The sequence below is a fragment of the Pedobacter kyonggii genome (assembly GCF_004310665.1).
Lineage (GTDB): Bacteria > Bacteroidota > Bacteroidia > Sphingobacteriales > Sphingobacteriaceae > Pedobacter > Pedobacter kyonggii.
Window position 1 is genome coordinate 1 of the sequence record NZ_SIXF01000054.1, and the last position, 11,104, is coordinate 11,104.

General features: G+C 39.4%; 4 protein-coding genes. All 4 read left to right on the forward strand.

Going from position 1 to position 11,104, the window contains the following annotated elements:
- Window positions 1–842: 842 nt before the first annotated feature.
- The 4 genes from EYS08_RS25195 to EYS08_RS25210 all read left to right on the forward strand — a co-directional run bounded on the left by EYS08_RS25195 (window position 843) and on the right by EYS08_RS25210 (window position 10,651).
- Window positions 843–4,073 carry a SusC/RagA family TonB-linked outer membrane protein gene (locus EYS08_RS25195; RefSeq protein ID WP_208745951.1) on the forward strand — a complete coding sequence of 1,077 codons (3,231 nt, stop codon included), beginning with the start codon at window positions 843–845 and terminating at the stop codon, window positions 4,071–4,073.
- 22 nt (window positions 4,074–4,095) lie between these two features.
- Window positions 4,096–6,066 carry a RagB/SusD family nutrient uptake outer membrane protein gene (locus EYS08_RS25200; RefSeq protein WP_131032656.1) on the forward strand — a complete coding sequence of 657 codons (1,971 nt, stop codon included), beginning with the start codon at window positions 4,096–4,098 and terminating at the stop codon, window positions 6,064–6,066.
- Window positions 6,067–6,677: 611 nt separating this feature from the next.
- On the forward strand, window positions 6,678–7,688 hold the full coding sequence (locus EYS08_RS25205; protein WP_131032657.1) for a family 43 glycosylhydrolase: 1,011 nt from the start codon (window positions 6,678–6,680) through the stop codon (window positions 7,686–7,688).
- Window positions 7,688–10,651 carry a glycoside hydrolase family 2 protein gene (locus tag EYS08_RS25210; RefSeq protein ID WP_244216044.1) on the forward strand — a complete coding sequence of 988 codons (2,964 nt, stop codon included), beginning with the start codon at window positions 7,688–7,690 and terminating at the stop codon, window positions 10,649–10,651. The genes EYS08_RS25205 and EYS08_RS25210 overlap by 1 nt, the downstream gene beginning before the upstream one ends.
- Window positions 10,652–11,104: the final 453 nt, after the last annotated feature.

Sequence of the window (11,104 nt, forward strand, 5' to 3'; positions counted from 1 at the left end):
AAAAAACGTTCACGGATATGGACGGGCAATAGCCTATGGAATAGATGGTATGGAAATGCAGGGTGCACTTGCTATTTTCACTGTAAACCTGAAAAGAATCATCAAATTAGCTATCTAGAAGCCAAAATAGCGTCAAATAAAGACCCAAAACTTCATATTCCCATATCAGCACACAGAAGCAAACTTCCAGACTAGAAAATAAAAACCCTTAAATAAAAAATCGATCAAGTGAAAACATGTTTCACCTGATCGATTTTCAAAGTTAACCCACTAAAGGAGGTAACTTTTTCAGTGCCCTCGTTTACATGGACCATTTTTTTTAACATAAAACCGTTAAGAAGTTATAATATCGAATAGGTGATGGCTTGTCAAATAAAAACTAGCTGAAATCAAAAGCAGTATGAGTTAATCCCCACGTTGTAGCCAAATAACCATTGAACAATATACTAAAACCTATTAGCCAAGGAAGAAAATGCTTTACATGAGGCTATACCTTACAGGATGGAACAGGATGGATTACCGAAATAAAAGTTCTAATCTCGTATAACCAAGTATAATCAATTCTTTTAATCGATACTTATATGAGCAAGAAAAACCATACATCAAACAATGCAATCGTTTGCACTTAATCACCTCTATACTGCCATTTTAAAGCCTTAAAACGAAGAAAAGACTTTGTAAGTCAAAACATTAAAAACTAACTCATTTTTATCCTATAACAGCTAATTCATCCAACAAACAATGGATTAATTGCTTAATTATATGCACTCAAAACAGATAGCACACTCCATCTAATATGCTATTTGGCTAAATAACCAAATATTTACATAACCAATAAAACTATGGATCTTAATTTTTATCCAGAAAACTTAAAGCGACGAAGAGGTTCTTCCTACAAGAAAATCCTGATCACCAGCATGTCTGCACTCTGCATTCTATGTGTCGCAAATACCGCAAATGCAGATGCTAACCATCGAAAAACAGCACTTTCATCAGTAACAACAAACATCTCGATGAGCAAACGAGACGTTACTTTGAAAGGAAAGATTGTTGACGAAAAGGGTGAAACTTTAGTTGGTGTTAGCATTAAAGTGAAGGGCACTACCATTGTAGCTTCTACCGATGTCAATGGTGCTTTTTCTATCACTATTCCATCAACGGTGAGCAACCCGGTTTTGGTGGTTTCGTACATTGGATATGCCACACAAGAAGTGCCTGTAGACGGAAAAACGACTATAAGCATTCAACTAAAAAGTTCGACAAATGATTTAGATGAGGTTGTGGTTGTAGGTTACAATACGGTTAAAAAAAGCGATTTAACAGGCGCGGTAGTAAGTCTCGGTGCTAAAGAAATCAGATCAAGACCAGTAACCGATGCGCTACAAGCCATTCAAGGTAAAGCAGCAGGTGTAGATATTACATCGAACGAACGACCGGGCCAATTGGGAAGCATATTAATCAGAGGGGTTAGGTCGTTAAAAGCAAGTAATTCTCCATTATATGTTGTAGACGGGATTCCATTGCAAGCTGGCGGTATCGAAGCCATTAACCCTAACGACATCGAAACGATCGATATCCTAAAAGATGCATCAGCAACAGCAATCTATGGTTCGCGTGGTGCAAACGGTGTTGTTTTAATAACCACTAAAAAAGGTAAAACCGGGCGGTTAACGATGGATTACGTAGGTACTGCAACTATTGAAACACTGAATGACAGGATGGAAATGATGAATTCGGAACAATATATCGAATTCAGGCGTGATGCTTTCCGAAGGGTAGGTTATTTAAATCCAGCAGCGCAACCCAATGCTACCTATCCCACTATACCAACACAAACAGACGATAACCGCATTTTCCCTAACGATAGCTATGTAACAGCAAATATTGCAGCAGGCTGGCAAAATGGTATTTATAATGGCAGCTTAGTTCCTACTACAGATTGGGGTGATTTAGTAACCAGGACCGGGATCACGCAAGATCATGTATTGAGCGTGAGTGGTGGTACCGATAAAATAAAGGCATACGGATCGTTCGGTTATTTAAACCAAACAGGAACGCAATTAGGGCAAGATTTTGAAAGATATAGCGGCAAATTAAGTGTTGAACTTGCGCCAGTTAAATGGTTCAGAATGGGACTTAACCTAACCGCCACTTATGGTTTACAAAACTATGGTTTCCAGGCAGCCAGTGCATCGGGTGCTGGTAATATTTATGCAGCAGCAAGGGGCATGCTTCCTTTGGCCGTTCCTTATGATGCAAATGGCAATAGAATTAACTTGCCAGGAGGAGATATCAATATCCAAAACCCAGTTCTCGAGGCCGATTATAATATCAATCTCCGTAAGACATTAAGAACATTAGGATCTGCATTTGCTGAGGTAAATATTTTAAAGGGATTGAAATACCGCATTAACTTCGGCCCTGATTTTTCTAATTTTTATAATGGCAGATACCAGGATGCAAAATCGGTGAACCGCGATGCAGGTATACCAGGTTCGGTTAACAATTATGCACAGTTAAACCAGAGCAATAAATTTGCCTATACACTCGATCACTTATTATACTACGACAAAACCATTGATAAGCATAATTTCGGTGTAACCTTGCTACAAAGTTCCTCTTCTTTCAGAGATGAATCGTCTTCATTAACAGGAAGTAAAATAAATTTAATTGCCCCCCTTTGGTATGGATTAAGAGCCGCAAGTATTACGGCTTTAGATGGCTTTGATACGGATCTAAGAAAATCCACTTTGGCATCGTACATGGCCAGGATAAACTACAGTTTCAATAATAAGTACCTATTAACTGCTTCTACCCGTTGGGATGGTGCCTCTCAATTGGCAGCAGGCAACAAATGGGATTTTTTCCCATCTGCTGCACTGGCATGGCGTATAGAGCAAGAAGATTTCATGAAAAATATTAAATGGGTAAACCAGTTGAAATTAAGGCTTGGCGTGGGTAGTACGGGTAACTCATCAGTAGATATTGGTAGCACCTTAGGCATATTGCAACCGCTTACCTATACTTTTGGTAGCGCTGCACAAATAGGCTATGTGGCATCAGATGCTTCTTTGGCCAACCCTATTTCCTTCCCAAACAAATTGTTAAGCTGGGAGAAAACCCTTCAGTATAACCTTGGATTAGATTTCGATTTGTTAAAAGGAAGAATTAGCGGATCATTAGATTTTTATAAATCCAAAACCACAGACCTGATCCTGCAAAAGAACATTAATATTATTAATGGTTACCCTACCTCATTTGATAACATCGGATCGACCAAGAATAGAGGTTTCGATTTAACCTTAAATACGGTTAATGCAAAAACAAAAGATTTTAGCTGGGAATCTACTTTGAGTTTCTCGGTAAGTAAAGATGAAATTCTTGCATTAAATGGCGGCAATATGGTTCTTGACCGTTTCTTTATTGGTCAGCGGAATGGTGTGGCTTACGATTTTGTAAAGGATGGTATCTGGCAAAATACACCAGAAGACATAGCTGAAATGGCAAAATTTAATGCCAATCTACCACTGGCCAGTTACTTTAGAGCGGGCAGTATCAAAATCAGGGACCTAAATGGTGATTATAAAATAGATGCCAACAATGATCGTCAGATATTAGGCCACTACAACCCGAGCTGGACAGGCGGTTTGACCAATACGTTTGGTTACAAAGGTTTCGATTTATCTGTATTTATTGTAGCACGTTACAACTTCCTGATCCAAACTGGAGCTGAAGCTTTACAAGGTAGATTTGCACAACGCGTATTAGATTATTGGACGCCAACCAACCCAACAAACGACTATCCGGCACCGAATTATGCCAGTGCAGCGGGCGACCAATATAAAAGTGCTATGAATTATCAGGACGGCTCATTTATTAAAATCAGAAATATATCATTGGGTTACAATTTTGCCGAAAACATCACTAAAAAACTAACACTATCAAGATTAAGGGTTTATGCACAGATAATTAATCCGGGTTTAATTTATTCTAACGTTAAATGGATCGATCCGGATCTGGGTGGTTCTACTTTTAACAGAGGTGTTGTATTTGGCATTAACGCAAGTTTTTAACCGAACGAAAAAAATATTGATTATGAAAAAGATTATAAATATAATATCAGGTGTGGCTTTGTTGGGCAGCTTAATGATCCTTCCCACTTCCTGTAAAAAAAGTTTCCTGGATGAAGAAGTGATCAACTCACGCAATACATCCGATTTTCAAAAAACAGAAGGATTAGATGGTTTGGTTATTGGAATGTACCAAAGCTTAAAGTTCCATTTTAATTATACCTGGGCTTATACCAGCACCAATTATGGCGTAGATGAATTTACCGTAGGCGGTGATAGAACAGAGCAGATGTGGAATTCTTACGACGGTAGTTTAAACTCATTTAATAGCGATGTACAGGCTGTTTTCGACAACATGTATACTAATATTAATTCGGCAAACATTGTGATTAAAAATGTACCGGTCTATTATACTGGTGCCAATAAGAATACGCGTTTAGGTGAAGGTTATTTTATGCGTGCCTTCGATTATTTTAAATTGGTTAAACAATTTGGTGGCGTTCCTTTACAGCTCGAATCGTTAGAAATCATTAAAGAAGAGTTTACCAGAAATTCGGCAAAAGAGGTATACGAGCAGGTAATCCAGGATTTTATTCAGGCTTATAACCTGCTTCCTGCTACGCCAGGAGAAACCGGAAGACTTACAAAATGGGCAGCAGCACATTTTTTGGCCAAAGCATATCTGTTCCGCGCAAGTGAAATGAATAACGATTGGAATGGCGATACCAAAACTGCCGATCTTCAAAATGCAGTTAAATATGCCGATTTAGTAATTGGCAGCGGTCAACACACCTTAGCCACGAACTTTAGCGATCTTTGGAACTTTACAGCTGTAGATGGCCCCAACGAAAGCAATAAAGAAATTATTCTTGCTGCTCAATTCTCCAATAATACGGCTACACAAGGCCGTTATGGAAATCAGGTTCACTTATATTATCCATCTGTTTATCAAAATCTTCCTGGCATGCAGCGCGATATTCCTGGTGACCGTGAATTCCAGCGCATGAGATCAACAGACTATGCTATGGATGTTTTTGATCGTGTTAACGACTCGAGATTCTGGAAAAGTTTTAAAACGCGCTATTTATGTAACAACCCTGCTGGTGCACCCAAGTGGACGGCAGCAACTGCTCCTACCCCCGCACTTGTTAACCAGGTTAAATTTACCGGCGGTCAGGAATCAATTCTATATATTGTCAATGATGCTAACGATACCCGTTACACCAGTACAAACATTACATTGAGAGCACCAAGCATTTACGTTAGGTATTTTTCCGGCCAAGCTCAGAGCTATTTAAATGCACATGGTAATTATGGCGTAAGTCAATACCCTGCGCTTTCGAAGTTTATGGATGGTTCCAGAAATTTAATTGCCTCGCAATTTGGTCAGCGCGATGGAATTTTGGCGCGCCTTGCCGAAACCTATCTAATTGCTGCCGAAGCTTACGGACGATTGGGCCAATATGCACAGGCCATTCCATACCTGAATAGTGTGCGCGATCGTGCAGCTTATAAAGAGGGTGAAGATCGTTCTGCTTATGTTGATGGTGGTGTTTCTTACAAAACCAATCCGGCAGTCAACAGCTCAGGTTTTGTATCTTATTCAGATAAAAACACCTATTTCGAATCAAATAATATCCCTGTAACTACCACTAACACGCTAACGGCAATGCACTTAAATAGCGAAGCTGATATTTTCAACTCCAACAAAGATTTTTATGACAAAGTTGGTGCAAGTTCAAATGCAGATAAATTTAAAGCCTTTATTTTGGATGAACGCTCGAGAGAATTAATGGGCGAACTCATGAGATGGGAAGACCTGGCCCGTACCAAAACGTTAGTAGCACGAACAGCTGCATTTAACCTTGAGGCTAAACCTGCAGAAAACAAACATTACTTGAGGCCAATTCCACAAAATTTCTTAGATGTACTTAAAATTGGTGGAGAAGCTTTAACTCCTGCACAAAAACAGGCCATACAGAATCCAGGTTGGTAAATAGTTTAAGCTATAAAAAAGGTTGCACTATAAATATAGTTTTGTCATCCTGAGGGATAATTTATTGTATAAAAATCAATTAGATGACAAGGATTTTTTTTTGCAGTAATAGCTGCGAGAAATCGTCATTGCGAGAAGGCTTTTTCAGCCGACGAAGCAATCTTACAACGATCGCTACTAGCTTGCGCTTTAAGATTGCTTCGTACCTCGCAATGACGAATTTTCTATTGAAATCTCTTATTGGCAGCTTAGTTAAAGACTTGGGTAGATACTTTTTCAGGTGTTCGACAGGCTCAACAATGACAGAATCTGATGAGAAATTAACTTATGATGCAACCTTTTTCGAAAAAATCTTGTTATTACCCCTCTATATAGTCCGTATTGCATTTGTTACTTCCTCATTACAACCACCGCACCATTATTTCAAACGTTTGAAACACCTTTAAAGCCATTTACAATTTGCTCAGGCCAATTTGTACAGGATGGAGCAGGATGGCACTCTCAATTTTAAACGTTAATCTCGTTTAAACTATTTAACCAAATATTTCCTTTTTATTAATGGCGTTTTTATCCCAATGGTATATAAACGGTTCAATAATGATCAATTTGAGATGAAGAAGCTCCTCCTTGCCTTTTTGATACTGTTTTCTATATGTGCTTTTGCTCAAAAAAGCAATAAAGTAACGCTAGTTCCCAAGCCATTGTACAGCGATCCTGTTTATGATGGAGCTGCCGATCCGGTGCTGATCTGGAATAAAGGGGAAAAGAAGTGGTTTATGTTTTATACCAACCGTAGGGCAAATGCTAAAAACCTTGATGGTGTAAGTTGGGTACATGGCACGCGCATCGGCATTGCCGAATCGAAAGATGGTGTAAAATGGAAATATCGTGATACCTGCGATATTCAATACCGGCTAACCGATTATACACATTGGGCACCTGAAGTAATCGAAAATAAGGGGCTTTACCACATGTATTTAACCTATGTGCCTGGCGTTTTTAAAGATTGGCGCCACCCACGGTACATTGTTCACCTAACCAGTAAAAACCTCATCAACTGGAAATTCGAATCCAAACTGAACCTAGCTTCCGACCGCTGTATTGATGCCTGTGTGTTTAAATTGCCTGATAACAAAGGCTGGCGAATGTATTACAACAATGAAATGGCTGGGAAACCCATCTACTATGCCGATAGTAAAGATCTGTACCATTGGGAAGATAGCGGCAAAAAATTGATTGGCGATAAAGGCTGTGAAGGTCCTAAAGTTTTTTATTGGAAAAACATTTATTGGATGGTGGTCGACAACTGGAACGGTCTAGGCATATACTCTTCAACTGATCTCCTTACCTGGAAAAGGCAGCCTAAAAATATTTTACAGGAGCCCGGAAAAGGAAAAGATGATGGTGTTATGGGCGGTCATGCTGATGTTATAGTGAACGGAGATAAAGCCTACATCTATTACTTTACCCACCCTGGCCGAACACTTGGAAATAAAGGGATCGATAACTACACGACTCGAAGAAGTGTGATTCAACTCGCAGAATTAGCATACTACAATGGTGAAATCAGCTGCAACCGTGATAAATCCTTAGCTATTAAATTAAGCCCTAACCAAAAATAATGAAGCATATTTACCTTTTCTTAATGACTGCACTCCTGTCTATTGTCGCTTTGGCGCAACAGTCAGCTACCCAAAGAAAAACCTATAATTTTAATCCAGGCTGGAAACTCTTTGTAGGTGATTTATCTGGTGCAGAAAGTGCCGCTTTTGATGACAAAACATGGAAAACCATTACCCTACCCTACGCCTGGAACGAAGATGAAGCCTTTAAGAAGTCGATAGAAGATTTATCAACTGGCATTGCCTGGTACCGCAAACATTTTACCATTTCAGAAACCGATCAAAGCAGTAAAATATTCCTTGAATTTGAAGGCATTAGGCAAGCTGGTGAATTTTACCTGAACGGAAAGTTTATTGGAAGGCATGAAAATGGCGTAATGGCCTTTGGATTTGACATTAGCAGCTTAATTAATCAGAATAAAGAAAATGTAATTGCGGTTAGAATCGATAATGCCTGGAATTACAGAGAAAAAGCCACCAACTCTGGCTACCAATGGAATGATAAAAATTTTAATGCCAATTATGGTGGGATATCGAAAAACGTACGTCTGCATGTAACAGGCAACGTATACCAGACACTTCCACTTTATTCTACTTTAAAAACCACAGGCAACTACTGTTATGCCAAAGATTTCAATATTAAAGGTAAATCAGCCTTAGTGGTTTCCGAATCACAAGTTAAAAATGAAAGTGCAACGGATAAAAAATTGGTTTATGAGGTAGAACTTAAAGACCTTGACGGAAAAATCGTTAAAACTTTTAAATCTGCAGAAACCAATATCAAAGCGGGCGATACTTTAACCTTAAAAGCCGAAGCATTGGTAACAGATTTAAATTTTTGGAGCTGGGGCTACGGCTACTTGTACACCGTTACTTCAAGATTAAAATCTGAAGGCCAGATTATCGATGAGCTGAAAACCAAAACCGGATTTAGAAAAACAGCATTTAGAAACGGGATGGTTTATTTGAACGATCGGGTATTGATGATGAAAGGTTATGCCCAGCGCAGCAGCAACGAGTGGCCGGCAATCGGCTTATCAGTACCACCTTGGCTAAGCGATTACAGTAATCAACTCATGGTAGAAAGCAATGCCAATCTGGTACGCTGGATGCACATTACACCCTGGAAACAGGATATAGAATCGTGCGATCGCGTAGGCTTGATCCAGGCCATGCCTGCCGGAGATTCGGAAAAAGATGTAACCGGCACCCGTTGGGATCAACGAAAAGCGGTAATGACAAATGCCATTATTTACAACCGCAACAACCCTAGTATCATTTTTTACGAATGTGGAAACGAATCGATCAGTACAGCGCACATGCAGGAAATGAAAGAGATTAGAAATCTTTACGACCCAAATGGCGGCAGAGCAATCGGCTCGAGAGAAATGCTCAATATCCCTGAAGCTGAATATGGGGGCGAAATGTTGTACATCAATAAAAGCGCAACCAAACCAGTATGGTCTATGGAGTATTCGAGAGATGAAGCCCTACGGAAGTATTGGGATGAGTTCTCCCCTCCCTTCCATGTAAATGGTGCAGGTCCGAAATACAAAGATGCCGATGCAAGTGATTACAACCGCAACCAGGATTCTTTTGCCATTGAAGATGTAACCCGTTGGAACGAATATTACGAAGAACGCCCGGGAACAGGAACCAGGGTAAGTTCTGGTGGTGTTAACATTATATTTTCTGATTCGAATACCCACCACCGCGGCGAAGAAAACTACCGTAGAAGTGGTGAAGTGGATGCCATGCGTATTCCAAAAGATGCCTTTTTTGCGCACAAAGTAATGTGGGATGGTTGGGTTGACGCTAAAAAAACTGGCATCCACTTAATCGGGCATTGGAACTATAAAGTAGGCGTTAAGAAGAATGTATATGTAGTAGCCAGCGGCGATAAGGTAGAACTGATTTTAAACAACAAATCACTTGGTTTTGGTGAAAAAAGCAATGGCTTTCTATTCACTTTTAAGAACATTAATTATCAAGCTGGAACAATCAAGGCCATTTCCTATTCTTCAACAGGAAAAAAACTGGCCGAAACAAAATTAAAAACAGCAGGTAAAGCTGTTGCTTTGAAGCTCAGCCCAATAAAAAATCCGAGTGGTTTTAAAGCCGATGGTGCCGATGTGGTGCTGGTGCAGATTGAAGTAACAGATGAGAACGGAAACCGCTGTCCTACGGCTTCAGATATGATCAAATTTAGTTTAGATGGCCCAGCTGAATGGCGTGGAGGTTTAGCCCAGGGACCAGATAATTACATTTTAGCTAAAAACCTGCCAGTAGAAAACGGGGTAAACAGAGTGCTCATCAGATCGACAACCACTGCTGGAAAAATTAATTTAACAGCAAAAGCCAAAGGTTTACAATCTGCCAGCCTTTCTTTTGAAACTTTAGCAGTTAAAACTGCGAATGGATTATCTGGCCAATTGCCAAGCGATGGCTTAAAACCAAACTTAAGCAAAGGGGCAACACCGCTTGATCCATCATACACTGTTTCGCGGAAATCGATCAAAATTGTTGCTGCTGAGGCTGGCGCCAATAGCGATAAAGCCAATTTAAGCTTCGATGATAACGAATTGAGCGATTGGGTAAACGATGGAAAGATCGCTACCGCATGGATCAAATATACTTTAGCAAAAGAAAGCACAGTATCAGCAATCTCCTTAAAATTGAATGGTTTTAGAACCAAAGTTTATCCATTAAGGGTCTTGGTTGATGGAAAAGTGGTTTTCGAAGGCAATAGCAAACCCAGTCTGGGTTATTTTACAGCAAATTGCAACCCAACAAAAGGAAAAACAGTTACCATACAGTTAGTAGGCTCTGGAAAAGAAAAAGAAAACTCATATATTGGCGTAGAGGTAAATGGTAAAAAACTTGATGATGGTATTGACCATGCAGAAACCAAATTAAAAGGTGGTTTAAGTATTATTGAAGCAGAAATTTACGAACAACTGTAAGTAGACTTCCAAAGTTTAGTACGCCCAGTCGCTTGATAAAACTTCGGATATCTTTCTGTAATTTTTTTTTTAAAAAGTTTGCATTCTGAGCGGCTAGTTTTTAGTGTAAAAAGGAGTTGGAAGGAGATTTACATACTCTAGCGTCATTCCCAACCCGATAGCTCCTAAAATCCGCATGTCTGTCGTAATCTGAATATTACTAAGTTCTAAAAATGAATATCACCTGATTTTATTCCGCGATAATTATATTTATAGGCGGAAGTTCATTTTTGATTGGCATTTCTGAACAGATTTGGGGTCGAAATTTTATTTTAGGCATAAAAATGAAATAGACATCCCCTCCTGGCTATATTTCAGGTAACATATTAGCGCTAAGTATTTCTTTTAGTGATCCTGATGCTATGGGTAGCTATGATCTATTGAGTAAATTCTTAATTTCAGCTGTCTGCCCTG

Bases quoted from the DNA above. Each gene is read 5' to 3' on its own strand.
- EYS08_RS25195 (WP_208745951.1), top strand. From the start codon at position 843: ATGGATCTTAATTTTTATCCAGAAAACTTAAAGCGACGAAGAGGTTCT.
- EYS08_RS25200 (WP_131032656.1), top strand. From the start codon at position 4,096: ATGAAAAAGATTATAAATATAATATCAGGTGTGGCTTTGTTGGGCAGC.
- EYS08_RS25205 (WP_131032657.1), top strand. From the start codon at position 6,678: ATGAAGAAGCTCCTCCTTGCCTTTTTGATACTGTTTTCTATATGTGCT.
- EYS08_RS25210 (WP_244216044.1), top strand. From the start codon at position 7,688: ATGAAGCATATTTACCTTTTCTTAATGACTGCACTCCTGTCTATTGTC.